General features: G+C 41.8%; 19 protein-coding genes and 1 other annotated feature. Of the genes, 2 read left to right on the forward strand and 17 right to left on the reverse strand.

What is annotated here, in order from left to right; all coding sequences use genetic code 11:
* Window positions 1-14: 14 nt before the first annotated feature.
* The 5 genes from PQ478_RS16605 to PQ478_RS16625 all read right to left on the reverse strand — a co-directional run bounded on the left by PQ478_RS16605 (window position 15) and on the right by PQ478_RS16625 (window position 8,398).
* Window positions 15-1,685, reverse strand: a complete 1,671-nt coding sequence (locus tag PQ478_RS16605; protein ID WP_289234903.1) for a GspE/PulE family protein — start codon at window positions 1,683-1,685, stop codon at window positions 15-17.
* A gap of 12 nt (window positions 1,686-1,697) precedes the next feature.
* Window positions 1,698-3,209, reverse strand: a complete 1,512-nt coding sequence (locus PQ478_RS16610; RefSeq protein ID WP_289234904.1) for a VanW family protein — start codon at window positions 3,207-3,209, stop codon at window positions 1,698-1,700.
* Between the two features lie 3 nt (window positions 3,210-3,212).
* A complete protein-coding gene (locus tag PQ478_RS16615) occupies window positions 3,213-4,022 on the reverse strand; it encodes a hypothetical protein (protein ID WP_289234905.1) in 810 nt (269 codons plus the stop codon).
* Between the two features lie 238 nt (window positions 4,023-4,260).
* On the reverse strand, window positions 4,261-5,589 hold the full coding sequence (locus PQ478_RS16620) for a bifunctional folylpolyglutamate synthase/dihydrofolate synthase (protein ID WP_289234906.1): 1,329 nt from the start codon (window positions 5,587-5,589) through the stop codon (window positions 4,261-4,263).
* 166 nt (window positions 5,590-5,755) lie between these two features.
* The gene (locus tag PQ478_RS16625; protein ID WP_289234907.1) at window positions 5,756-8,398 is read right to left on the reverse strand and encodes a valine--tRNA ligase; all 2,643 of its coding nucleotides are present in this window, start codon (window positions 8,396-8,398) and stop codon (window positions 5,756-5,758) included.
* Window positions 8,399-8,467: 69 nt separating this feature from the next.
* Window positions 8,468-8,716: a binding site (T-box leader), on the reverse strand.
* Window positions 8,717-9,005: 289 nt separating this feature from the next.
* Here PQ478_RS16625 and PQ478_RS16630 point away from each other — a divergent pair.
* Window positions 9,006-9,203, forward strand: a complete 198-nt coding sequence (locus PQ478_RS16630; RefSeq protein WP_022628698.1) for a YszA family small membrane protein — start codon at window positions 9,006-9,008, stop codon at window positions 9,201-9,203.
* A gap of 55 nt (window positions 9,204-9,258) precedes the next feature.
* Here PQ478_RS16630 and ysxE read toward each other — a convergent pair whose 3' ends face one another.
* The 9 genes from ysxE to hemA all read right to left on the reverse strand — a co-directional run bounded on the left by ysxE (window position 9,259) and on the right by hemA (window position 19,104).
* Window positions 9,259-10,269, reverse strand: a complete 1,011-nt coding sequence (gene ysxE, locus PQ478_RS16635; protein ID WP_289234908.1) for a spore coat protein YsxE — start codon at window positions 10,267-10,269, stop codon at window positions 9,259-9,261.
* Complete coding sequence (locus PQ478_RS16640; protein ID WP_289234909.1) at window positions 10,266-11,192, reverse strand: hypothetical protein; 927 nt, start codon at window positions 11,190-11,192, stop codon at window positions 10,266-10,268. Before PQ478_RS16640 ends, ysxE begins: the two co-directional genes overlap by 4 nt.
* An 11-nt stretch (window positions 11,193-11,203) precedes the next feature.
* Entirely contained in the window at window positions 11,204-12,586 is a 1,383-nt protein-coding gene (gene spoVID / locus PQ478_RS16645; protein ID WP_289234910.1) for a stage VI sporulation protein D, read from the reverse strand.
* Window positions 12,587-12,752: 166 nt separating this feature from the next.
* Window positions 12,753-14,039, reverse strand: a complete 1,287-nt coding sequence (hemL, locus tag PQ478_RS16650) for a glutamate-1-semialdehyde 2,1-aminomutase (protein WP_012959928.1) — start codon at window positions 14,037-14,039, stop codon at window positions 12,753-12,755.
* Window positions 14,040-14,112: 73 nt separating this feature from the next.
* A complete protein-coding gene (hemB, locus tag PQ478_RS16655; RefSeq protein WP_289234911.1) occupies window positions 14,113-15,096 on the reverse strand; it encodes a porphobilinogen synthase in 984 nt (327 codons plus the stop codon).
* Window positions 15,093-15,881, reverse strand: coding sequence for a uroporphyrinogen-III synthase (locus tag PQ478_RS16660; RefSeq protein WP_289234912.1), 789 nt, complete (start codon window positions 15,879-15,881; stop codon window positions 15,093-15,095). Before PQ478_RS16660 ends, hemB begins: the two co-directional genes overlap by 4 nt.
* Entirely contained in the window at window positions 15,881-16,813 is a 933-nt protein-coding gene (gene hemC, locus PQ478_RS16665) for a hydroxymethylbilane synthase (protein WP_289234913.1), read from the reverse strand. Before hemC ends, PQ478_RS16660 begins: the two co-directional genes overlap by 1 nt.
* Window positions 16,814-16,887: 74 nt before the next feature.
* Window positions 16,888-17,703 (reverse strand): cytochrome C assembly family protein, encoded by an 816-nt coding sequence (locus tag PQ478_RS16670; RefSeq protein WP_012959932.1) that lies wholly within the window; start codon window positions 17,701-17,703, stop codon window positions 16,888-16,890.
* A gap of 21 nt (window positions 17,704-17,724) precedes the next feature.
* Complete coding sequence (gene hemA / locus PQ478_RS16675; RefSeq protein ID WP_012959933.1) at window positions 17,725-19,104, reverse strand: glutamyl-tRNA reductase; 1,380 nt, start codon at window positions 19,102-19,104, stop codon at window positions 17,725-17,727.
* Between the two features lie 366 nt (window positions 19,105-19,470).
* On the opposite strand from hemA, the gene PQ478_RS16680 reads away from it, so the two are divergent.
* Window positions 19,471-19,989 carry a LiaI-LiaF-like domain-containing protein gene (locus PQ478_RS16680; RefSeq protein ID WP_289234914.1) on the forward strand — a complete coding sequence of 173 codons (519 nt, stop codon included), beginning with the start codon at window positions 19,471-19,473 and terminating at the stop codon, window positions 19,987-19,989.
* Window positions 19,990-20,038: 49 nt separating this feature from the next.
* Here the strand turns inward: PQ478_RS16680 and yihA are convergent, their stop codons facing one another.
* The 3 genes from yihA to lonB form a co-directional block, all read right to left on the reverse strand.
* On the reverse strand, window positions 20,039-20,626 hold the full coding sequence (gene yihA / locus PQ478_RS16685) for a ribosome biogenesis GTP-binding protein YihA/YsxC (protein ID WP_022628774.1): 588 nt from the start codon (window positions 20,624-20,626) through the stop codon (window positions 20,039-20,041).
* The gene (lon, locus tag PQ478_RS16690) at window positions 20,623-22,950 is read right to left on the reverse strand and encodes an endopeptidase La (RefSeq protein WP_289234915.1); all 2,328 of its coding nucleotides are present in this window, start codon (window positions 22,948-22,950) and stop codon (window positions 20,623-20,625) included. The genes yihA and lon overlap by 4 nt, the downstream gene beginning before the upstream one ends.
* Before the next feature lie 198 nt (window positions 22,951-23,148).
* The gene (gene lonB / locus PQ478_RS16695; RefSeq protein WP_289234916.1) at window positions 23,149-24,819 is read right to left on the reverse strand and encodes an ATP-dependent protease LonB; all 1,671 of its coding nucleotides are present in this window, start codon (window positions 24,817-24,819) and stop codon (window positions 23,149-23,151) included.
* Between the last annotated feature and the right edge of the window lie 48 nt (window positions 24,820-24,867).

Below are 24,867 nucleotides of genomic sequence, written 5' to 3' on the forward strand. Positions count from 1 at the left end.
CTCATATCTCTCCTTTACTCATCCATTGCCACACGCAGTACTTCTTCGATTGTCGTTAACCCCTGCTTTACTTTGAACAAACCATCATCTATTAAGAAGATCATCCCTTGTTTCATTGCATAATCACGGATCGTGCTCATTGATTTGTTGTTCATCATCATTTGACGAATATCATCGGTTACCATTAATACTTCCTGAATTGCCAGTCTTCCTTTATAGCCTGTCGCATTACAAGACGGACAGCCGCTCCCTCTTTTTACTTTAGAAGGTTTGATGCCGCGTTTTTCAAACAAATTCCGCTCCATTTCTGTCGGCTCAAATTCTTCTGCACACAGCGGACATATTTTTCTCACAAGACGCTGCGCTACAATACCAGATAACGAAGAGACGACTAAATACGGCTCGATCCCCATATCAATCAGACGAGGAATCGTTGCAATCGCGCTGTTTGTATGAAGTGTGCTTAATACGAGATGTCCCGTCAGAGAAGCTCGGATTGCTATTTCAGCGGTTTCCGTATCACGGATTTCCCCAACCATAACGATATTAGGGTCTTGCCTTAATACCGATCGCAGGCCGGCAGCAAATGTCAGCCCTACTTGAGCGTTCACCTGCACTTGATTGATGCCCTCAATTTGATATTCAACCGGGTCTTCAATCGTAATAATATTCACTTGCTCTGAGTGTACGTGGTTAAGTGCTGCATACAGTGTAGATGATTTACCAGACCCAGTAGGACCCGTAATTAAAATAAGACCCGACGGCTGTTCAATCATTTTAAGGAACCGTTGATGATTAATTTTATTAAAGCCGAGTTGTGACAGCTTATTCAGCGTACTGCCAAGGTCTAAAATCCGGATCACGACCTTTTCTCCGTAAACGGTAGGCAGCGTTGAGATCCGCAAATCAATCGGTGTCATTTGTATTGATGTTTTAATCCGGCCGTCTTGCGGGAGGCGGACTTCTGTAATATTTAAATTCGCCATGATTTTCAAACGGGCTACAAGTGAATTTTGAATCCGTTTTGGATACACCCGCTCTGTTTTTAACACCCCGTCCACACGGTAGCGAATGACTATTTTCTTCTCCATTGGATCAATATGAATATCACTCGCTTTTTGAACGAGACCCGCTTGTAAAATTTGATTAACGAGCTTTATGACCGGAGCATCTTCCTCATCTGCATCAGCCGGATTCGCATTTGCAAGCGCCTCTAGATCCTTTTCATCGAGTTCCGCCTGCAAAAATGCATCGTCTAATTGATAATGGCGTTCGATCGCTTGTTCAACCTCATCTTTTGTCGCAATAGCCGCCTCAATTTGAAACCCTGTCGACATTCTCAGATCATCTATCGCATAGTAGTCCATCGGATCGACCATCGCGACATACATCATGTTTCCTTCTTTTTTTAGCGGGATCAATTGATTTCTCATCGCAAATTCTTTTGGCACCATTTTCATCAATGATGTATCAATTGGGTAACGAAAAAGGCTGACATGTTTGATGCCAAGCTGAACCTCAAGTGCTTCAATCAGCTGTGATTCTGATATATAATTTAATTCTAAAAGGGCATCACCTAATTTCTGCCCTGGCTTCTTACTCCCAAGCGCCTGCTTTAACTGCTCGCTTGTTAAAATGCCGGCATCCACTAATAAATCCCCTATCCGTTTACGTACCCGAGCCATCTCTCTTCACCTCTATTCTTCACCCTTCACTTTAGGCTTCTCCGACTCACCATTCCCATCGTGGGAAGTTCCGTTATCAGACTGCCCCGGGGTTTTGTTTGTATCGTTTCCATTTCCATTTTCAATCCCGCTTCCACCGCTGTTCCCATTGCTATTTCCATTTCCATTTCCATTTCCATTGTTATTCTCAGACCCATTTCCACCCTCATTTCCGCTGCTTGGTCTATCAGATGGCGGGTATGGCTCACCCGAACCATTATCTCCCGGCGGTACAGGTGTTATGACTGCATCTCCTCCTGGCGGTAATGGGTATATGACAGACGACGGAATAGCTGGGTTACTGTTCTCAACCGGCTCTTCATCAACAGGCGTTTCTTGTAAACTCCACTCTTCAATTTTGTGCTGAGGCGGGTAGTAATCAATGCCGATTTTCTTTTTCATGATGACGTCGCCTTCTAGCGAGCGTTCGATGTGATACACATGAACAGAATATCCTGGTGCGCCCTCACTTATGACCTCTTTATCCCCAATGTGGCGGTCAGGTGAGAATTGAACGATTGTACGCGGAGCGATTTCCTCTTGCTGCTCTAGTAACAGCTGATAATCATGGATAAATGATTTTCCAATTAACTCAATTGATAGTTGACTGTTATCGTAGCTAGTTTGCAATACGTAATCATAGTAGTTAGGGTTGTATACTTTAAGATCCATCGATTGAGCCGACACACTTGCTGCGTAGCCTGCTTCGGTGTAATCCGGCAAAGTCAGCCCCGTATGACGTTCAACGACTTGAATATTCGTCTGGCCAAACAATTGAAACAGGGCAGCTGCCAGCATATCGAGTCCTTGACTATCAACTAAAGGCTGCCGCAGTTCTCTGAGCGTTTCTTGCACAGAAAATACACTTCTCCCGCTTACTTCATAGCCGTTTAATGCCTCTGTCCATTGCGGCAGATACGTAGATTCCAACTGAGAAAGCTGCACGGATGCGACACTCACCTCTTCTAATTGAAAAGCTTGTTCAAAATGTCTGCTTAATTCAAATGACACTCGCTTCTCCTTCATCGACTGAAGTTCTTCTTCAATCGATGAAGCTAAGGAATCGTAATCTACCCACTCGGATATTTGATAGCGGGATAGAGACTGGACCGCATCACGCAAACGCTGTTTATTCACAACAGCATAAATCTCTGCCTGCCTGTGGGAAGCGGCTTCCGTTAGAGCCTGATCGACTTGAAATTCAATGACATCACTCGGCAGGATGGCTGTTTCTTCAAATAGATATAAAGAGAGGCTCGCCTGCTCATACCACGTATTCACTTCATCTTCTATTACTTGTTTGGCCGCATTTTGCTCCATACCGACTACTGATACACCGGCAATTTCCGTTCCCGTTTCATAAGCCCCCTTCTTCCACCACAAGTCTCCCAAAACGGCGGACCCGCCAACTGTGACAGTAAAAAGAAAAGCAGTAGATCCTATTAGAAGCAAAAAAGCGCGCAAGAATGGTTGCTGCATCAACATTCGTCAGTCCTTTTTATCGTCATTTTCTAATTCCTCAAACAATCGCTGTCTCGCCGATACGAAGTCTTCTTCAGTATTTTTCTGATCATAGCTTGCAAGATTTTCCTCATTCGTTTCATCTCTATGTAGAGGTGATTCTTCACTCATCCAATCATCCTCTGGTGCCACTCGTATCGGTAGATCATAATCATTACTCTCTTCATGGCTTTCTTCCATAGATGAAGCAAGACCTAATCTGCTTATACCTAGATCCTCGTCCTCTTCAATCGAATCGGTTTCTTCTTCAGTCAATAAACTTTTGGGGCGATGTTCAAAGAAATCAAATTCGTCTTCTTCTACATCTCCTTTTTCGTCAAGAGCCATTGTAGATTCTTCCATAGATGTCTCTTCTGATTGCGTGATTGGTTGGTTTTCTTCTGATTCATTAGAAGGTAGTGGTTGTTCTTGTCCGACCTCTTCTAACATAGCTGCTAATTCGGTTTCTGAAAGCTTTTTTTCAGGAACCGTACTAAAAGAAAAGACTGGCTCTCCCTCTTCAGAGTGACCTTCCGTTTCTTCCATTTGCTCCTCTTCCCATTCGTCTATCTCAAATTGCTTTCCTAATACGACAATAAACAACAAAAGCAGTCCCATAAAAGCTAACGCAGCAATCATCCATGTATAAAGAGCAGCGAGTAAAAGCGTTAAACCAACCAGTAAACTGGAAATCATAATCACTTGAACGCGCTGCTTTATTGAAAGGTTAAAAGGGACCCTCCAGAAAAAAATAACGAGCAGTATCATACCTGCTACTAACATTACGATCGGATACATACGAGTTAACGTCTCCTTCTCAATCAAATGACTTCCCTTTTCATTCCATCATTCTATAAAAAACTGACTATCATCATAGTATGATAGTCACTTCATCTCCTTAAGTTGATGATAGTAGATCAACTGAGACCAAGCAAGAAAAAAATTGAAAAAGAACGAAATGATCATAAAAGAGTCAAATTCTCCCTAAAAATAAAAGAATCCCATTTCTTATTATAGAAATGAGATTCTCTACACTCTACTTATTTTCTACTAAATTCGGAGATAAAGCAGATGATTCCTTCAGCCACCTTCTCACATCTGATACAAAGTACAGCGAACCTGATATGATAATGATTTCATTATCATTTATATTTCCAACAGCATCCTTTATCGCTTCACTCCATGAAACAGACATCCTCTTATGCGGTACTAATGCTTGTTCATATAACTCACGCTCAGAAGCGGCTCTGAAGAAATCAAAGGTTGTAAACGTGAAATCTGCATTCATTGTCTCAAAAGGAGCGAGCAGCTTTTCCATATCCTTTTCTTTCGTCGCAGCCATGATGAGTTTATAATGCTTTTTGGGATAATGAGAAAGAAGCGTTTCAGCTAGTGCGCTCATTCCTTCTTCATTATGAGCTCCATCAAGAATGATGACCGGCTCCTTGTTGATGACTTCAAACCGTCCAGCCCAGCTTGCGTTTTTCAGCCCCTTTAATACGAGGTCTGTATCGAGTTCAATAACTCCCAGCTCTCCTAGCGTAATCATTGCTTCAAGTGCGAGTGCGGCATTATTGCGTTGGTGATTGCCAGCCATCTGAATCGTACATGTATAAAATGATTGACGTTGCGAATAAAATGAGAACATCTGACTTGTTGCATTTCGTGTAATAAGCACTTGTTCAAAGTCCTCATTCAACTGTTTCAGCGCAGCCTTCTCCTCCGCCGCTTTTTCTTTCAGTACTTGTTTTGCCTCTGGTTGACTGACACCAGAAATAACCGGTTTGCCGTACTTTATAATCCCAGCCTTCTCAAATGCAATATCCTCAAGAGAATCACCCAAAATATGCATATGATCATGACCAATGGATGTAATGATGGATAGCAAAGGATCAATCACATTGGTAGAATCAAGCCTGCCTCCAAGCCCTACTTCTACTAACACGAAATCCGGCTTGCTTACTGTTGCGAAGTATAAAAAGCCGATGGTCGTAATCACTTCAAACTCTGTTGGAGAACCTAGTTCGGTTTTCTCAAGCTCTTCTACAAGCGGCTTCACTTTACTAACACACTCAAGCAAGTCATCGCCTGGGATCGGCTCGCCATTAACAGAAATCCGTTCTTCAAAACATTCAATATATGGTGAAGTAAAGGTACCGACTTTATAGCTGCTTGCTTCTAACATATGACGAAGATAGCTTACGGTCGATCCTTTCCCGTTTGTTCCTCCGATATGAATCGTCTTTAACTCTCGCTCTGGATGTCCGAGACGCGCAAGCATCCACTCCATCCGCTTTAAGCCTGGCTTTATTCCAAAAGGCAGCAAGCTATGAATCCATTCTATAGCCTCTTCTACATTTCTCATGCTACAACTCCCCTATCTGTCTGTGCGCGATCAATCTACTATCTCTCATTATAGCGATGAGTCCTCTACCAATTCAATAACTGCATCTATTATCTAATAATTACCTCCCGTCTTAACTGAGAAATAAAAAAAGCCGCCAACCTCTATGAGATCGACGACTCGATAATTATGCTTTTAATTCTGCGATACGCTCTTTAACGGTTTCGCGTTTCGCTTTGTAATCTGCTTGTTTTGCTTTTTCTTCTTCAATTACTTTTTCAGGAGCTTTAGCAATAAAGCCTTGGTTGCTTAGCTTCTTATCTACACGCTCTACTTCTTTATCTAATTTCTTCAATTCTCCTTCTAAACGCTTAATCTCAGCATCAAGGTCTAAGAGTCCTGCTAATGGAAGGAATAATTCAACACCTGTCAGAACTTGAGACATTGATTTTTCAGGAGCTTTAAGGGCTGTACCTAATTCAAGCTTGCTTGGGTTACAGAATTTCTCAATGTAGCTCTTGCCACGTTCTAGTTGAGCCAGTGTATCTGCATCCTTTGCACTGACAATCAGCTCAATTTGCTTACTCATTGGTACATTTAATTCTGCACGAGTATTACGAACCGAGCGGATCATTTCTTTAAGAAGCTCCATATCTTTTACTGCATCTGCGAAGATATATTCTTCTTTACGCACAGGCCATTCTGCAACAGTGATGGAATCGCCTTGATGCGGCAAATGCTGCCATATTTCCTCGGTAATAAATGGCATAATCGGGTGAAGAAGTCGCATTGTCTGATCAAGCACATAAGCGAGAACAGAACGCGTTGTCCGTTTTGCTTCTTCATTATCACTATTAAGAGGTAATTTAGCCATTTCAATATACCAATCACAGAAATCATCCCAAATGAAGTTATACAATAGACGTCCTACTTCACCGAACTCATAAGCATCAATTAAGCGTGTCACATCTTCTGTCGTTTCTTGAAGACGAGTTAAGATCCATTTATCAGCAATTGATTTTTCACCGCTTAGATCGATCTCATCATACGTTAACCCGTCCATATTCATTAGGGCAAAGCGTGAAGCATTCCAGATTTTATTGCCGAAGTTCCAAGTTGATTCGACTTTTTCCCAGTAAAAACGTAAGTCATTTCCCGGGGAACTTCCTGTAGAAAGGAAGAAACGCAGGGCATCTGCACCGTATTTGTCGATAACATCCATTGGATCAACGCCGTTGCCTAATGATTTACTCATCTTACGGCCTTCTGAATCTCGAACAAGACCATGAATTAATACATCATTAAACGGACGCTTGCCTGTGAACTCAAGACCTTGGAAGATCATACGTGATACCCAGAAGAAAATAATATCATAGCCGGTTACAAGGACATTCGTTGTATAGAAACGCTCATAGTCAGCAGCGTTTGTATCCGGCCAGCCCATTGTTGAAAACGGCCATAATGCAGACGAGAACCATGTATCTAGTACATCCTCATCTTGCTTCCAGTTTTCAGGATCTTTTGGAGCTTCGTGACCTACATATACTTCGCCTGTTTCTTTATGATACCAAGCTGGAATACGGTGTCCCCACCATAGCTGACGAGAGATGCACCAGTCACGAATGTTCTCCATCCAGCGTAAATATGTTTTCTCAAAGCGATCTGGAACAAAATTCACTTTATCCTCTGATTTTTGCAGTTCGATTGCTGCATCAGCAAGAGGCTGCATTTTTACAAACCACTGTGTTGATAGGTAAGGCTCTACTACTGCGCCGCTTCGCTCAGAGTGTCCAACTGAATGAGTATGCTCTTCAATTTTGAAAAGAACGCCTGTCTCTTGAAGATCTTTAACGATTTGCTTACGGCATGCAAAGCGGTCCATGCCATCATATTTTCCAGCTTTCGCATTCATTGTTCCATCTTCATTCATCACAAGAATGCGCTCTAGATTATGACGGTTTCCAATTTCAAAGTCATTCGGGTCATGAGCTGGAGTGATTTTCACCGCACCAGAACCAAATTCCATATCGACATAATCATCTGCAACAATCGGAATTTCACGGCCTGTAATTGGAAGAGTAACTGTTTTTCCAATTAAGTGCTTGTAACGCTCATCTTCAGGGTGAACCGCTACAGCTGTATCACCAAGCATCGTTTCAGGACGAGTCGTCGCAACTTCAATTTCTCCGCTTCCATCTGTTAATGGATAATTCATATGATAGAAGGCACCTTGTACATCTTGGTAAATAACCTCAATATCAGATAGTGCTGTTTTCGTTTGCGGATCCCAGTTGATGATATACTCGCCGCGATAGATTAAGCCTTTTTCATAAAGCTTAACAAATACTTCATTAACTGCTTTTGATAAACCTTCATCCAGCGTAAAGCGCTCGCGTGAGTAGTCTAATGAAAGACCAAGCTTTGACCATTGGTTGCGAATAAAGTCTGCATACTCTTCTTTCCACTCCCACGACTTTTCAAGAAACTTTTCACGGCCAAGGTCATAACGGCTTACGCCTTCTTCGCGGAGCTTCCCTTCTACTTTCGCTTGAGTCGCAATACCCGCATGGTCCATTCCCGGCAGCCATAACGTATCGTAACCCTGCATTCGTTTAACGCGAGAAAGAATGTCTTGCAACGTCGTATCCCATGCATGGCCTAAATGTAATTTTCCTGTTACGTTAGGCGGTGGAATAACGATCGAATACGGTTGTTTTTTTGAATCTCCAGTTGCTTCAAAATACTTGCCCTCTAGCCAATATGAATACCACTTTGATTCCGTTTCTTGCGGATTATACTTTGTAGGCATTGTCAGCTCTTTTTTCTCCATTAAGTATCCCTCTTTCTTTGCTCTAACTTATTCATCCATCTTTATGAAAATAGAAAAAACCCTCTTCCTCCAAAGGACGAAGAGAGTTTGTATTCGCGGTACCACCTTTGTTTGCAGCTGCCATTTAACCTACTTCAATAGTAAGCAGTGCGGCTGCACACTTCATTTGATAACGGCATCTAACCGACCACGCTTACTAATCGTTCAGCGGGGCTGCTCCTGGGCGACATTCAATTCCTACATCTTAAGAAATCTCACAGCTAATGATTTCTCTCTCTGAAAGGTTCAGAATTTACTCTTCCCATTCTACGCATCTATTTTCAACTGTATGGTTAACTGTATAGGTTAACTCATGTGGTTAACTTAATTGTATATTCCCGTAGGACAATTCTCATCTATTTTAGCTTGTTTGTTATTCATTCGTCAATATCAGCTTTTCCACTCTTACTAAATCATATACTATTCTATGTACAAAACCTAAGAAGCGCTACGGTAGAATGTCTAAAAGCAGCTTGCACACATACTGCGGCATACGCATAGAGTACAGTAATGAGAGATTGATTTAAAGATTGGTTCAAAGATTGGTTCAATTGAAGGAGGGCTCAACATGATGGGCCGAAAATACCGTCGTCATTATCATCGTCCCCCTTGGTGGCTTAAAATACGAGCGATGTTTGCCCAGATATTGCTGCCTTTAATCTGCTTTCAATTTTTACGTACTCTGCTGTTTCCAACGACTTTTGACGTCATCTTGCTTACATTAATGTTCGTTCTATATTGTTCTCTCTTATTAAAGTTATTCTAGCTTAATAAGAGAGTTTTTTTATAAAAAAACGTTCCCTACGCTTAGGCAGAGAACGTCAGCTTCCTTCTGGCGGAATAATTAATTTTTGGCTTAATCGTTGAACTTTGCGCAAAGAGATGAGTCGTTTCTCTAAACGTTGGACATGCTGCAGCTCGCTAAGCTCAGAACGCTTATTAATGTATGATTCAACTGCAAACACTACTGGTTCAGGAAACATTAAATACCCGCAAAGCAGCTCTTTCTCTTCATCAAGTAAAGGCAGGTGGCGCTCATATCTCATAAACCACCTTAATACCTCATCTTCATTCCACATCGTATAACGAAAATTTTGACGGCAGAAGCTCGCTAGGTCTCTAGCTGGCGTATCGATACTAGCCTTTTCAAAATTTATAAGTGTTGGTTCATTTTCCATATTGAAAATGGCATGTGCACGAGAGATCCGGCCGTGGCATAAAACCGTGCGGTACTTTTCTTTTTCAAGACATGCTTCATACCAGTTTTGCAGATGTTCGCTCGCTTTAACAGCCATTTGATCGAGCATATGCGCATGAGTGATAAATGTCAGCTCAAACGGCGACATATAATTTTTTCGTTCTACAAAATCAGCAAAGCGATTCAGCTCAAGCCGCTTCATTTCCCATCTTTTTTGCAGCTCATTAAATGACTGATCTACTTGTTCTTTTACAAATGGTTGTGTTTTTACTGTCAAGCGGTGAATGACAGCCATTTGTGTAGCGAGCTTCTCTTCTTGAGATTCCCGGCCCATATATTCTACTCCCTCATACCAAGGCATCACATAATACGTATGAGTATTTGTGGCAACCGTATACTCCCCGTATTTTGTCGGCATGATCGGGATTGCTTGTTTATAATTTAATTTCGAAAGCTTTCTCATCGCATGGATAAATTCATCCGCTTCCATCCGGTTCATCATTGTTTCTTTCAAGGCAAATATTCCTCTAGATGTGGTAACTTTTTTGACCTTGCCGAAATCTTCAATATGATCTGGGTAAAGGTCGTAATAAAATAAAATAGAGGCATAGGGACTGACAACTTGTTGCCTCATGTAACCACCTTCTTCTGTTCATCTATCCACCTGGCTAAAATCACGACAAGATGTTTAGCAGCATCCCATTCTAGCGTCATCTGTGTAAGTTTCTCTTCTATTTCCCTTTCACTTCGATTGCTCATCAGCGCATTCGCTGCACTTGCCCATTCATAGGGTTCAAGACATTCTTGAAGTAGGAGCAATGCTTGATCTTTAGTAAACCCTTCTGTTTGTCCCATCGAATGAATGAGATCTCTAAGGGAGTTAGTGCCATTCTCTTTATGCCACTGCAGTAAAAACGATCGTAAAGAATGATAGCCTAATTCTGGTTCTTCATTGGTACCTTGCCATATTAAAACATCATAAATGCATCTGGCTTGCTTTGCAGTATGAATAGGGTCTAGGACTGGCTTTTTAATATGGCTTACTTTAACCGAAATAGCCTTTGCTTTCTTTATACGCTCTAGGGCTTCTTTATGGTACTTTCTCATATGAGTTTGAATGTCTTGTCTTAATCCATTTAACAGAATAGGATTCCAATGATCGTCCTTCCATTCAACTTTTTGGTCAGCCGGACTTCTAACAGCTTGTTCACCTTTTGTTTGAATGCCGTTCGTGATCATTAGTCCAAATAATACCCCCCATGCTTGTTCATGACCTAGCTGCGGATATGGCTCTTCTAATTCGTCATGAAGAGTAATCCATTGGTCGCGCCATTTAGCTGAGGCTTCTTCCTCTTTGGTGCGAATCATGCGATCACATAAAACAAGCGGTGTTTGGGTGCAGTTGTCACGCCATTTGATATGCCAGTCAAGTAAGGAAGAATCCGACCAAGAACGAATTCGCTTCCGTCCTTGGTCGGTAAGAATGACTGCCTCGTTAATAAATTCAACTTGCTTAAATCCATATTGTTTTTTTAGCCAATCCACAAGTTCTATCATAGCAGCTCCTTTTAGGACTTGGCGCTTGTTGGAATATAGAGAATTTGACCTTCTTCCACTTTCTCTTCTGTTAATTGATTCATGCGAGCAATTTGACTCGTACTGATGTTGTAGCGGTCAGCAATCGTATTGATGGTTTCATTCGGTTGAATGATACACATTCTCCATTTAGAAAAGCGCTCTTCACCTTTAGTCAGCATTTTTGTTAAATACAATGCATTCTCTTCACGCGGTTTATTCGCTGCAACAACTTGCTCTGCTTCCTCTGCCTCTGCTGCTTCTGCTTCAGCTTCAACATAAACAGGCTCTGGCGCTCTTGCTGCCATTTTAGTGAGAGGACCAACCGATTCTTCCTCCGCTTCTACTTCTATCTCTTGTTCAATTTCTTCTCCCTCTTCCACCACTTGTTCTTCTACTTCTTCTACCTCTTCTACTCTTTCTTCTGCCTCCGGTTCAACTTCATCTTGCCGATCATCTTCTACCTTATATTCCATATCTTCTTCCATATCTTCTTCCACATCTTCTTGCCCTTCATCTACTACTTCTATTTCTTCTTCATATACGTCAGCGCCTTCTTGCTCTTCTGCTCGTTGTTCCTCTTCAGCTTCTTCATAAGCGTCCTCATACTCCGATTCATCTAGCTGCCCATCGAGTTCATAGTCCCGGGTTTCGTGATTCTCCACCTCAACCCGCTCTTGTGGCTCAACTGCTTCTTCTGTATCCTCCTCAGTTGGCAGAGGCTGCTGATAACCGTATTGAGAGAAGGCTGATGGCTGCCACATTTGTTTTTGCGGGGGTTTCGCTCGTTGTTCAGGGTGAAATTGCGGCGGACTAATTAAATGTTCAGTTGAACCCGCTCGCTTTGCATCAAATGCAAAAGATGGATCTACACTTTCCTCTTTCTTTACCTTTTGTGCTGCAGGAGGAGCCTCTCTCTTTTTGGCAACTTCTTGGTGATGATTCATTCCGCTGATACTTATATCTGCAGTTAATTGAATGCAGCTTCTCTCAGGCAGATCATAATCGAACGAATCGATTTGAACATAGACATCATCTAAATTATGAATTCTGCTGATTGGGATCGTTACGTCAATAGGAAAGAAATGAGTGATCTTCCCGGTTCCATCCTCAGACAGTGAGACATCACCGACAGAACGAAAGGCAACTTGGTCTTCAATCGACCCTTCAAGATCAATTCCTGATTCCGTTTTTGCAGGATGGTACTCCCCGACTAACCTTAGACCGCCTTTAATATAAACATGATGGTCCCTCTCCTCTATGGAGATATCTGGTTCAAGCGACATTCCTACAATTTCCTGTACTTCTTGCCCTTTATTTAACCAAACTGATTCCTCAATTGAAAACGATAGCTTCGTTGGATGTTCTTGTGTCACATTACATTCCTCCTCTAACATGATCAATCTACAACCGCTTATGTCTACACTATTCAGTACAATATCACTTTATGAGCAAGCCTTTGTAAATATGACCACAGTTTGAAAGAGAAGAGCTTTCAGTCAATAAAAAAACGAACCCTCGCTAAAGGATTCGCTTCTCTCATTATTTTAAGACAGCGAAGGCTGCCTCTGCCGCTTCAATCGTTTTTTCAATATCCTCATCTGTATGTTTTGTCGATAAGAACATACCCTCAAATTGAGAAGGCGGAAGAGAAATGCCTTGCTTGAGCATTTCTTGGAAGTAACGAGTAAAGTAATCTAAGTTTGAAGAGGATGCCTTTTCAAAGTTCGTTACCTTCTCATCTGTAAAGAAAAATCCTACCATCGATCCCGCTCGGTTAATAGAGTGAGGAATGCCATGTTTTGTCGCTGCTTCTGATAAACCATCTGCAAGCTTAGCTGCTAGGGCATCAAAGCGATCATAATCTTCTCGCGTCAGCTGTGACAGTGTTTCATATCCGGCAGTCATGGCTAAAGGATTTCCTGAAAGGGTTCCCGCTTGATAAATTGGTCCTGCCGGGGCAATTTGTTCCATAATTTCTCGCTTCCCGCCGTAAGCTCCTACAGGAAGGCCGCCTCCAATAACTTTTCCAAGGCATGTTAAATCAGGTGTCACGCCTAAAACTCCTTGTGCACAGTTGTATCCTACACGGAATCCAGTCATAACTTCATCAAAAATTAACAGCGTGCCATTTTCTTCTGTGATCTCACGAAGAGATTCTAAAAATCCTGGCTCTGGAGGGACAACCCCCATGTTGCCAGCTACAGGCTCAACGATTACACCAGCAATGTCATCGCCGAATTGTTCAAACGCATACTTCACGCTTTCTAAATCATTATACGGCACCGTTAACGTATTTTGTGCAACGGATTCCGGCACTCCAGGTGAATCCGGCAGACCAAGTGTAGCCACACCCGACCCAGCTTTAATTAACAAGGAATCGCCGTGGCCGTGATAGCAGCCTACAAACTTCAAGATCTTGTTGCGGCCTGTATAGCCGCGTGCAAGGCGAAGCGCACTCATTGTTGCTTCTGTTCCTGAGTTCACCATACGCACAACTTCAATCGACGGTACTCGCTCAATCACTAATTCAGCTAGTTTGGTTTCAAGCTCACTCGGAGCACCAAAGCTTGTCCCTTTTTCCGTAGCCGCTTTAAGCGACTCCACTACTTGCTCATCTGCATGGCCTAAAATAAGCGGCCCCCACGAAAGAACATAATCAATGTATTCATTTCCATCGATGTCATAAATCTTTGACCCTTTTCCGCTCTCCATATAAACAGGGTCCATTTTCACTGATTTAAATGCACGAACAGGACTGTTTACGCCACCTGGCATTAATGGTTTTGCTTTTTGAAATGCAGCTTCTGATTTTTTAAACGAACGCATTTTCATCTCTCCTTTCGATTCCACCTTTTATTTTTACGTTTTCATTTTACGTATTTGACCCAACGCCCAAAGCTTACTTCGTTTCTTGAAGCCAGCCCGCCACATCTTTTGCATGGTACGTTAAAATAAGGTCAGCTCCAGCACGCTTCATGCTCATCATCTTCTCTAGAACAATGGCTTTCTCATCCACCCAGCCGTTTTGACTGGCTGCTTTAACCATCGAGTATTCCCCGCTAACATTATACGCAACTACAGGATAGCCTGAATGGTCTTTCACTTCACGAATCACATCTAAATAAGAAAGGGCCGGTTTAACAATGAGAAAATCTGCTCCTTCTTCCATATCAGACTGTGCCTCACGCAGGGCTTCTAGTCTGTTTGCAGGGTCCATTTGATACGTTTTACGGTCTCCGAACTTAGGTGAACTGTGAGCTGCGTCACGGAAAGGTCCGTAAAATGCTGAAGCGTATTTAACGGAGTAAGCCATGATCGGTACATCATGGTACCCTGCTTCATCTAGTCCGTGGCGGATCGCTGCAACGAACCCGTCCATCATATTAGAAGGTGCAATAATATCTGCTCCTGCCTCTGCTTGTGAAACAGCCGTTTTGGCTAGTAAATCCAGAGTTGGATCATTTAAGATCTTCCCATCTTCAATCACTCCGCAATGGCCATGATCTGTAAATTGGCACAGACAAGTATCCGCAATGACAGTCAAATCTGGATGGTTTGATTTAATTTGACGAATCGCTTTTTGGACGATTCCGTGATCATGATAAGCAGATGTGCCGACTTCATCTTTTACATCTGGCACACCAAACACGATGATCGACGGGATGCCAAGGGCTGCTACTTCCTCTACTTCTCGATCAACAAGATCAAGTGACCACTGATAGACACCAGGCATTGAGTTTACTTCGTTCTTAACACCTTCGCCCTCTGTAACAAAAATTGGGTAAATGAGATCATCTGCTCTTACATGTGTTTCTCGAACCATGCGGCGAACACTATCTGAATTGCGCAGACGGCGGTGACGATTAAATTCTACATGCTTCATACCTTTTTGGCCTCCTTATAATAGGTAATGATCGCTTCAATTAAACCTTCTATTGTGTATGTACTAGCTGTTATATCTACGTTTAAATGATACTCTGTTGCCGTTTTTTCTGCAATCGGACCAATACAAGCAATCTTAGCATCCTTAAAAGGCTCTTCTATTCTAAGCTCAAGAAGAACCTGAGCAAAATGTCTAACCGCAGATGAGCTTGTAAACGTAATGACATCTATAGCCTGGCCGCTTTTTATAAAAGCTCTAAACTGATCTTTAGCTTCAGGCGGACAGACCGTTTCGTATATGGTAAGGTCTGAAACTTCAATCCCAGCCTTTTCGAGCTCTTTTGGCAATAGAGTGCGTCCTAGGTTTCCTCTAGGCATTAGAATCTTCTCACCAGCAGTGATATGTGTGGTTAATGTTACTGCTAAATCTTCTGCTACATAACGGTCAGGCAGCAGATCTGCTTTTAATCCGTATTCATCTAATACGGCTTCTGTTTTTTCACCTACTACCGCAATACGTGCTTTCAATGAGGATGGTAAATGCCTTTTTTTAAATTCCTCTAAGAAGAAACGTACCCCGTTCGCGCTAGTAAACACAAGCCAATCAAATTCATTTATGTACGTAATGGCTTTCTCAAGCTGATCACTCTTGACTGGCTGAAATAAGAGAAGCGGAATTATATGAGAAATTCCGCCTGCCTCCTCGATTTTGTTAATAAATGGTTCAGCTTGATCTTTTGCACGTGTTACAAGGACATGTTTACCCGACAGTGCATTTGTAGTCATTATGCGTCCAGCTCACGTTTTACTTTATCTAAAATTTCTTTAGCCCCTTTTTCAAGAAGGCGCTCTGAGACTTCTTCGCCCACTTTGACAGGATCCTGTCCAACTACAGTGTCTTTTAGGATCGTCTTACCATCAGGCGAGCCCACTAGTGCTGTAAGAGAAACCTGCCCGCCTTCCTGCATCGTTGCATATCCCGCAATCGGTACTTGGCACCCGCCTTCCATCTTGTGCAAGAACGTTCGCTCTGCTGTAACTGTAAGAGCTGTTGCTTCATCATTTAACTTTTGAATTAACTCAATCACTTCTTGGTCATCACTGCGGCACTCAAGTCCTAGTGCCCCTTGACCTACAGCAGGTACACACATTTCAGGCTCTAAATACTCCGTTACTAGCTCCTCTGAGTAGCCTAAACGATTAAGTCCAGCTGCTGCTAAAATAATTGCAGAGAAATCCTCTTCTTTTAATTTACGTAAACGAGTTTCAACATTCCCTCTGATCCATTTCACCTCTAGGTCAGGACGCTCTGCTAACAACTGAGCAGAACGACGAAGGCTGCTTGTCCCAACAATCGCCCCGCTAGGCAAGTCTTTTAATTTAATATGATCAAGAGAAATAAATGCATCACGTGCATCTTCACGTTTAGTAATTGCTGCTAATGAAAAGCCTTCTGGCATAACAGACGGGACATCCTTCATAGAGTGTACAGCAATGTCAATCTCTTTATTTTCAAGTGCCTGCTCAATCTCTTTTACAAATAGACCTTTTCCGCCTACTTTTGAGAGAGTCACATCAAGAATTCGATCTCCTTTTGTGACAATCTTCTTCACTTCAAAGTTGTAAGGCACTTCTTTTTTCTTTAATTGATTGATAACCCAATCTGTTTGGGTTAATGCTAAATTACTGCGGCGTGAACCAATAACAATCGTACGCATTTCATAAACCTCCAATTAATACACCGGACAAGTATCAAGATAGGATCATATGAGCAGAACCTGTAAAAAATTAGTTACACCCATAAATGAAACTCTGAATATTGACCAGATAAGAAATAGTTAATTAATAGTAATAAAAAGCATGCTATATTTAGCAATGCCATATTGTATCCTCGCACGTAGTGAACAGCTCGCTGATAGAGATAAACCGCATAAGCCGCTAACACGATCAATGAGCTGATGACTTTTGCATCCATTAATGGAATAAAGCCAAACTGACTGTACGCCCACACAAAACCGAGGATTAAGCCAATTAAAAAAAATGGGAAAGCAAAGATCGTCATTCGATTAGCGAGTGTATCAAGATTTGTTAAGGAACCAAACCGCACTAACCGTTTTCCCCACAGTTTTTTCTTCAGCATTTGATGTTGGATAACATACATAATAGAAAAAGCAAATGATAAAGTAAAAGCTGCATACGACAGAAGTATAATGGTAATATGAATAATTAACAGCTCAGATACAAGCAGCGTGTAAAGAGATTCTGGGATCCCGCTGTCTCCTACAAATAAACTGAATGCCATCATACTAAAGCCAATCACATTGGTGAAGAACACAAGAAAATCGACTCTAAAGTACCAGTTGATTAACAACGATAAACTAACAACAACCCATGCATAAAAAAAGAGCCCTTCAAACGGGGTAATTAACGGCAATCGATTTAACTCAAATGCTCGGTACACGAAATACACCGTTTGCAAGACCCATACTATAGAAAGCAACCAGAAAGCCAGTCGATTGACTTTCCGGTTTTGCTGTAAGAAATCAATAAAATAGCCAAATACACTTAAACTATATAAAACAATCGTTAATGGATAAATCCAATTCATCCGCCAAGGTCACTCCTTTCATTAGGAGCGAACGACTGCATCTTGCTCTTTTGAAATGGCTGCATACTCTTTCTTCTGTGCTTCCCACTGCTGCTCAGCCTCGCGCACACGAACCTCACGCTCATGAGCTTCAAGCTCATCTTCTAACGCAAAGATCTTAGTAAATAACTCAAGCGCATCATCAGAACCAGGCTCACCTGCAAGTTCCTTTACTCTTGTAACAGGGTCTCTTAGCAGTTGATTAACAATACTTTTCGTATGCTTACGCAGAACTTTCTTCTCACGCTCTGTTAAATCAGGCAGCTTGCGCTCAATACTCTCCATCGTTTCCGCTTGTACTGCAAGCGCTTTTGTACGAAGAGCCGTGATAATCGGCACAACTCCTAACGTATTAAGCCAAGATTTAAATTCATCAATTTCCATTTCAACCATAAGCTCAATTTTTTCAGCTTCGCGCTTACGCTCTTCTAAGTTAGCCTCTACGATATTTTGAAGATCATCAATATCATATAAATACACATCATCAAGCTCTGCTAAGGCAGGATCAAGATCACGTGGAACAGCAATATCCACCATAAACAGCGGACTGCCTTTACGCTTTTTCAATGTTTGAGCCATCATGTCTTTAGACACAACAAAATCACGAGCTCCCGTTGAGCTGATTAAGATATCAGCATCAACGAGCGCCTCTTGAAGCTGTTCAAAAGGTCTTGCTTGTCCGAGAAAACGAGCAGCAAGTTCCGCGGCACGAGCTTCTGTACGGTTAATAACCGTAATCTTCTCTGCCCCGTTCGCATGCAAATGCTTTGCAGTTAACTCACTCATTTTACCGGCCCCTAAAATAAGAACATGCTTGCCGGTAAAATCCCCGAATATATTTTTACCAAGCTCGACAGCTGCGTAGCTGACTGATACTGCATGTTGTCCGATCTCTGTACCAGAATGTGCACGCTTGGCTAATGTTACTGCCTGCTTAAATAAATGATTAAAAATCGTTCCAGTTGCTTGTTCTTTTTGCGCTAAGAGGAAGCTGTCTCGAACCTGTCCTAGAATCTGCGTTTCTCCTAAGATCATAGAATCTAGTCCACATGCGACTCTAAATAAATGCTCAATCGCATGATGGTCTTCACGAATATCTAAATACGGAGACACTTCGTCTTTAGATAATTGAAACCAATCTGCAAGGAAGGTTTTCGTGAAATGACGTCCTGTATGAAGCTGGTCAGCCACTACGTAAATTTCCGTTCGATTGCACGTAGAGATAATCGTGCACTCTAAAATACTCTTCATATTACGTAATTGATTAAGAGCAATTGGCATTTCAGCTTCTTGAAAGGCAAACTTCTCACGCATCTCAACTGGGGCTGTTTTATAATTTAAACCAACAACTATAATATGCATTCTTCCTACACCCCCACCGTTCGATATCTCTCAATTAATATCTATCATGTCCTTCATACACTCAAGTGAGAGCATTACAGGATCTTACAAAAATCGATCAAATTAGGTAATAGTTTATCCTTTACCCTTTACTGAACTTATTATAACATGTCTGTCTAAACACACAAAAAAGAATTTGTGAACAGATCATGAAGCCTATGCTATTATGTTGGTATTACATAAAGACACTGGCACGTTAGTGAATTCTTTCCTTTTAGCATAACCATTTCTTTGTTACTATATGTCAGATTACCATAGGAATGATCCGCTTATGACATATGAAATGTGACCAAATTAATAACTGATTATTTTTGGGAGGACCTTAATATGAAGCAGCAACGAATCGTAAAGCCGAAAAGAATCTTTCCTGGAGTATTACTTATTGGACTTGGGCTCTATTTTCTCGTGAATCAATATCAATTCCCTTATAAAGAACAGCTAGCAAGCTGGCCGTCGATATTAGTCATCATAGGGGTTGCCTTCTTACTGCAGGCCACGCTCGGAAAAGAAACTCATTCCTTATTCCCTGGCCTCTTATTAACCGGCTTAGGGGTTCATTTTCACGGACTAGCTCTTCTTCCATCATGGCCCGATCATTGGGGAATGTATACTCTCATTGTCGGCATTTCTTTTTTAATCGTCTATATCCGCACAAAAAAAGAAGGGTTGATCCCAGGTCTCCTTCTCACGGTTATTGCCATCATTGGTTTTATGTCATTTAACCCACTCGAGGCTATTGAGTCAACCACTCAATCAACCATCGGATCAATACCAACCATTTTACTAGATTTATGGCCTTTTGTCCTGATTATTCTTGGCGTTGTCTTTATTTTAAAACGAAAGTAATACCAAAATCAAAAGGTCTGCATCAATTTGATGCAGACCTTTTGATATTTTATCTCGTTGCGTAATGCATAATTGTTTTCCATGCTTGTTCTTTCCCATGACCTGATTCAGATGAGAATAATAGCAGCGGGTCTTCCTCATGCTTTGACAATTCTTCTGAGATGACCTTCAAATGCTTTTGCCACTTGCCTTTAGGAATTTTATCGCATTTCGTTGCAATGACAATTACGGGAATGTCAAAATGCTTTAACCACTCATACATGAGCTTATCATCTTCTGTTGGCTTATGACGAACATCAATTAACTGAACAACAGCGCGGAGCTGTTCACGTTGCTGGATGTACGTTTCAATCATCTTTCCCCATGCTTCACGTTCTTTTTTCGACACCTTTGCAAACCCGTATCCCGGAACATCTACAAAATGGAGCTGCTCATTAATCGCATAAAAATTTAACGTTTGTGTTTTACCAGGCCGCTGCGATGTACGAGCAAGGCTTTTGCGGTTGATCATCTTATTAATAAAAGAGGACTTTCCTACATTTGAACGCCCTGCTAAAGCAATCTCCGGTAACGGTGTATTAGGATATTGCTCAGGTTTTACAGCGACTGTAAATAATTCTGCTTTTGTTACTTTCATTTCTTCTCTCCCAACGCATGCTTTAAGACGTCATCTAAGTGCCCTACAAGAATATAGTTTAAATCTTCACGTACACTCTCTGGCACATCTTCTAAGTCTTTCTCATTATCTTTTGGGATGATGATGGTTTTAAGCCCTGCTCTGTGAGCACTCATTGACTTCTCTTTTAGACCGCCAATCGGCAAAACACGGCCTCTTAGCGTAATTTCTCCCGTCATCCCCACTTCTTTTTTAACCACTCTGCCTGTTAATGCAGAAATTAAAGCGGTGGCCATCGTTATACCTGCTGAAGGGCCATCTTTAGGCGTTGCTCCTTCAGGTACATGAATATGGATATCATTTTTCTCATGGAAGTCAGGCTCGATCTCAAGCTCCTTGGATCTTGCTCGAATATAACTAAAGGCCGCTTGAGCAGACTCTTTCATCACATCTCCCAATTTTCCAGTCAGAGTTAACTTCCCTTTTCCTGGGGCTAATGAAACCTCAATAGACAGGGTGTCTCCTCCTGCAGAAGTATAAGCCAGACCAGTAGCTGCTCCCACTTGATCCTCTTCTTCTGCCTGACCATAACGAAAACGAGGTTTTCCTAACATGTCTTCTACTGTCTTAGCTGTAAGTATAACACGCTTTTTTGTACCAGTTACGATCATTTTTGCTGCTTTACGACAGAGGGTTGCCAGCTGACGCTCTAAATTACGAACCCCTGCTTCCCTGGTATAATAGCGGATTACCTTTTGAATTGCTTCATCCTTTACTTGCATCATCGACTTTTTAATACCATGATCCTTCATTTGTTTTGGCAGCAAATAATTTTTGGCGATTTGCATCTTTTCGACTTCGGTATATCCTGCAATATGAATCATTTCCATTCTGTCACGAAGAGGTCCTGGAATCGTTGCAATATTATTCGCTGTTGTCACAAACATTACTTTAGATAGATCATACGGCTCTTCAATATAATGATCACTGAAATTATGATTTTGTTCAGGATCCAGCACTTCTAGCAAGGCAGACGAAGGGTCCCCACGAAAATCATTAGCCATCTTATCTATTTCATCTAGTAAGAAAACAGGATTAATGGACCCAGCTTTCTTCATCCCTTGTATCATACGGCCAGGCATAGCCCCCACATATGTACGGCGATGTCCGCGGATCTCTGCTTCATCCCTTACCCCGCCTAGAGAGATTCGGACAAATTCACGATCAAGAGAACGTGCAATTGAGCGGGCTAACGACGTTTTACCTACCCCTGGAGGGCCGGACAAACATAGAATTGGTCCTTTTAACTCATTCGTTAATTGCTGAACAGCTAAGTATTCAAGCACACGTTCTTTCACTTTTTCAAGCCCGTAGTGATCTTCATTTAAAATCTCTTCTGCGCGGTTAACATCTAATTGGTCTTCTGTTTCATATACCCATGGGAGTTGAATCAGCCATTCAATATAATTTCGCAGCACAGAGCTTTCTGCAGAATTAGCAGGCATTTTTTCATACCGATCAAGCTCTTTTAATGCTTTTTCTTCTACTGATTCAGGCATCTCAGCTTCTTCAATCTTCTCACGCAGCGTAGCGACTTCTCCGCCTCGTCCTTCACGATCTCCAAGTTCTTTTTGGATGGCTTTCATTTGTTCACGCAGATAATATTCCTTTTGCGTCTTTTCCATTGATTTCTTCACTCGCTGGCCGATCTTCTTCTCTAGACCTAACACTTCTTGTTCGTTATTTAAAATATCGATTAAATGAAGAAGTCTTTCAACAACATTATTCATCTCAAGAAGTTCTTGTTTTTCAGCAAGCTTCAATGGAAGATTAGATGCTAATACATCTGCAAAGCGATGTGGTTCTGTAATGTCAGAAACCGTTGCAAGTGTTTCTTGAGAAACTTTTTTACTTACTTTTGTATATTGTTCAAACATCTCTAACAAGCTTCGCATAATCGCTTGCGTTTCTGTTGTACGCTCTTTTTGTTCTTCTGTTAATGGAGAAATATCTACTTCAAGAAATTCCGCGTTTTCTACATACTGTTCAATTTCAGCCCGGTAAAGTCCTTCTACGTGAATACGAACCGTACCATTTGGAAGCTTTAACAGCTGTTTGATTTTAGCGATCGTCCCGATTGAATAAATCTCATCTTCAGTCGGCTCATCAATTGAAATTTCCTTTTGAGTAGATAAAAGGATCTCTTCATCTTCATTCATTGCAAATTCTAATGCCTGTACCGACTTCGCCCGTCCTACATCTAAATGCAGAACCATCGATGGAAAGACGAGCAGCCCGCGTAAAGGCAGAAGCGGAATTCGTCGTTTTGTCTTTTCTGCGACCATCCGCATACACCTCCAAATTTCCTAGTTCCGAATCAATACCCTAATCACCCATACGTTAACCTAAACAAATCGTTTAAGTGTAAAATGTTATTGGATTGTTCTGGTTTAATTGCTAAAAGATTCGAATTTGATCTTCATTAATTTTATCTTATCCCCCATTCTTTGTCTAATGATAGTCGTCAGAACAAAGTTTCTGGCCTATACCGGGGTAATCGAAGAATCAAGACTTGTACTCGCTGGAATAACAGCTTCCTCTGTTTCAACTGCTTCTAGCGCAAGCTCTAACACTTCATCTAAATGAGTGACTGCAACAATCTCAATGCCCTTTACCTCTTGCAAGATTGCTTGTTCGTTTTCTTTAGGGATAATCACGGTTGTGGCACCGGCAAGCTTAGCCGCTTCTACTTTGGCTACCACTCCTCCGATCGGCTTAACTGAGCCATGGATCCCAAGCTCTCCTGTCATCGCTACAGTATTTTTTATTTTTTGCTTTTGAATGGCAGAGAAAATACCAGTGGCGATGGCGGTTCCGGCAGACGGACCATCAACAGGTCCTCCTCCCGGAAAGTTCACATGGACATCATAATCCTGAGTGGGGATGCCCATTCTTCTAAGAACCGTTACGACATTTTCCACAGAGCCTTTAGCCATACTTTTTCTTCTTATTGAACGCATTTGATTGCCTGTACTTTCTTCCTCTGCAATACCTGTTATATTTACCGTTCCTTTGCCAGGGTTATCGATCACATTCACTTCAATTTCAAGCAAGGCGCCCATATTCGGTCCAAATACAGCAAGACCATTCACTAACCCTACCGCAGAATTTTCATGAATCTTACGCTCCGGACGAGGTGTAAGCTGACTGGCATGCAGCACCCATTCTACATCACGCAGTGTGACTTCTTCTCGCCCTTCTGAGGTCGCGACACCAGAAGCGATTTGAACAATATTTACAGCTTCACGTCCATTTGTTGCATATTTAGCGATTCTCTCTAGTGCACTTTCTTCTGCTTTAAAAGAAAGCTTATTAATCGCTTTTTGAGCAATCAAGATAATTTCCTGTGGCTTTAAGGCACGGAAATACACTTCAAGACACCTTGATCTGATGGCCGGAGGCAGCTCTTGAGGTGTTCTTGTTGTTGCTCCGATCATTCTAAAATCTGCCGGCAGTCCTTTTTGAAAAATCTCATGAATATGTTTTGGAATTTGCTGATTTTCTTCACTATAATACGCACTCTCGAGGAATACTTTACGGTCTTCTAGCACCTTTAATAATTTATTTAACTGAATGGAATGAAGCTCACCAATTTCATCAATAAATAATACCCCGCCATGAGCCTTCGTCACAGCTCCGTGCTTAGGCTGTGGAATTCCGGCTTGTCCCATCGCTCCTGCTCCTTGATAAATCGGATCATGAACTGATCCAATTAACGGATCAGCAATTCCTCTTTCATCAAACCTTGCTGTGGTTCCATCTAATTCAACGAACACAGCATCTTGACGAAATGGGGATTGGCTGTTCTTTTTTGCCTCTTCTAATACTAAACGTGCAGCAGCTGTCTTACCGACACCAGGCGGTCCATAGACAATAACGTGTTGAGGATTAGGTCCGCATAACGCCGCACGCAATGACCTGATTCCTTCTTCCTGCCCTACAATATCATCAAAACTGATCGGTCTTACTTTCTCCGATAGAGGTTCGCTTAACTGAATTTCTCTCATCTTTCTTAATTGTTCCATCTCTTTTTTTGAATCTCTATCAATGGTCACACGTTGGTTGCGTTGAGTTTTTAACAAATTCCAAAAGTAAACCCCGATAATCACGCCAAACACTAACTGAATGATAAAAGCAATACCTGTCCAATTCATCCTGTAACCTCCTGATGTCGTCATAAATTGTTTTTCTGATTCGATTGT

It is taken from the genome of Alkalihalophilus pseudofirmus (assembly GCF_029094545.1).
Taxonomy (GTDB): domain Bacteria; phylum Bacillota; class Bacilli; order Bacillales; family Bacillaceae_D; genus Alkalihalophilus; species Alkalihalophilus pseudofirmus.

Excerpts from the sequence above, each read along its gene's own strand:
- PQ478_RS16605 (WP_289234903.1), bottom strand. The coding sequence starts at position 1,685 with ATGGCTCGGGTACGTAAACGGATAGGGGATTTATTAGTGGATGCCGGC.
- PQ478_RS16610 (WP_289234904.1), bottom strand. The coding sequence starts at position 3,209 with ATGTTGATGCAGCAACCATTCTTGCGCGCTTTTTTGCTTCTAATAGGA.
- PQ478_RS16615 (WP_289234905.1), bottom strand. The coding sequence starts at position 4,022 with ATGTATCCGATCGTAATGTTAGTAGCAGGTATGATACTGCTCGTTATT.
- PQ478_RS16620 (WP_289234906.1), bottom strand. The coding sequence starts at position 5,589 with ATGAGAAATGTAGAAGAGGCTATAGAATGGATTCATAGCTTGCTGCCT.
- PQ478_RS16625 (WP_289234907.1), bottom strand. The coding sequence starts at position 8,398 with ATGGAGAAAAAAGAGCTGACAATGCCTACAAAGTATAATCCGCAAGAA.
- PQ478_RS16630 (WP_022628698.1), top strand. The coding sequence starts at position 9,006 with ATGATGGGCCGAAAATACCGTCGTCATTATCATCGTCCCCCTTGGTGG.
- ysxE (WP_289234908.1), bottom strand. The coding sequence starts at position 10,269 with ATGAGGCAACAAGTTGTCAGTCCCTATGCCTCTATTTTATTTTATTAC.
- PQ478_RS16640 (WP_289234909.1), bottom strand. The coding sequence starts at position 11,192 with ATGATAGAACTTGTGGATTGGCTAAAAAAACAATATGGATTTAAGCAA.
- hemL (WP_012959928.1), bottom strand. The coding sequence starts at position 14,039 with ATGCGTTCGTTTAAAAAATCAGAAGCTGCATTTCAAAAAGCAAAACCA.
- hemB (WP_289234911.1), bottom strand. The coding sequence starts at position 15,096 with ATGAAGCATGTAGAATTTAATCGTCACCGCCGTCTGCGCAATTCAGAT.
- PQ478_RS16660 (WP_289234912.1), bottom strand. The coding sequence starts at position 15,881 with ATGACTACAAATGCACTGTCGGGTAAACATGTCCTTGTAACACGTGCA.
- hemC (WP_289234913.1), bottom strand. The coding sequence starts at position 16,813 with ATGCGTACGATTGTTATTGGTTCACGCCGCAGTAATTTAGCATTAACC.
- PQ478_RS16670 (WP_012959932.1), bottom strand. The coding sequence starts at position 17,703 with ATGAATTGGATTTATCCATTAACGATTGTTTTATATAGTTTAAGTGTA.
- hemA (WP_012959933.1), bottom strand. The coding sequence starts at position 19,104 with ATGCATATTATAGTTGTTGGTTTAAATTATAAAACAGCCCCAGTTGAG.
- PQ478_RS16680 (WP_289234914.1), top strand. The coding sequence starts at position 19,471 with ATGAAGCAGCAACGAATCGTAAAGCCGAAAAGAATCTTTCCTGGAGTA.
- yihA (WP_022628774.1), bottom strand. The coding sequence starts at position 20,626 with ATGAAAGTAACAAAAGCAGAATTATTTACAGTCGCTGTAAAACCTGAG.
- lon (WP_289234915.1), bottom strand. The coding sequence starts at position 22,950 with ATGGTCGCAGAAAAGACAAAACGACGAATTCCGCTTCTGCCTTTACGC.
- lonB (WP_289234916.1), bottom strand. The coding sequence starts at position 24,819 with ATGAATTGGACAGGTATTGCTTTTATCATTCAGTTAGTGTTTGGCGTG.